This window comes from Vibrio sp. 1641 (assembly GCF_033339995.1).
In the GTDB taxonomy this organism is placed as follows: Bacteria; Pseudomonadota; Gammaproteobacteria; order Enterobacterales; family Vibrionaceae; genus Vibrio; species Vibrio alginolyticus.
In genome coordinates this window covers 1-596 of the sequence record NZ_JAWOVP010000332.1, presented here as the reverse complement: position 1 = coordinate 596, position 596 = coordinate 1, and the positions used below count along the sequence as shown (strand labels likewise).

Sequence of the window (596 nt, the reverse complement as noted above, 5' to 3'; positions counted from 1 at the left end):
ACAAGTATTCACTCCAGAAGAATTGCAAATCGACACTGATGCAAGTCCATTTGTGTTTGTTGATTACTTGTCTTGTACAATCCCTTACTCATCTTTGCGTCACGCTCACAAGTCAGATCTTTCTTCTGCTATTTGGGCTCCAATCCCTAAGCCAAATTACCGCATGGCTAAAACTCCTGAGCAAAAAGAAAAGTTAATCGAGCGATACAAACAACAATGGAACGTTGCAATGATGGAACGTTTGGAGGTTTTTTGCTTGCACGTTCTTGGCCTTCGCATGTCGCCTTGGCGTGGTAAGGGTTTATACGGTTACGAGGATTCATGTCACTTGATGACCAAACACTCTAATAAGCACGTTGGATTTGTTGCTTTGGGTGGCAACCGTGGAACCTGTTATTTCCAAATTGAGGGGCTAGGGTGCAAACACGTTTTTGAGCACACAAGTGCATTCCGTTTGCATTGGTGGTTAGATCTTCTCGACTGTAACCGTCTATCTCGAATCGACCTTGCAGTCGATGACTTCCACGGCCTGTTTGGTCGTGAGTATGCAAAAAAAGCCTATGCCGATAATGCGTTTCGCACATCTGATAGGGGTT

At 44.5% G+C, this 596-nt stretch carries 1 pseudogene; it reads left to right on the top strand.

The features are described from left to right. A pseudogene (locus R7Z47_RS25820) lies at positions 1–596 on the top strand (replication initiation factor family protein); the annotation flags it as partial.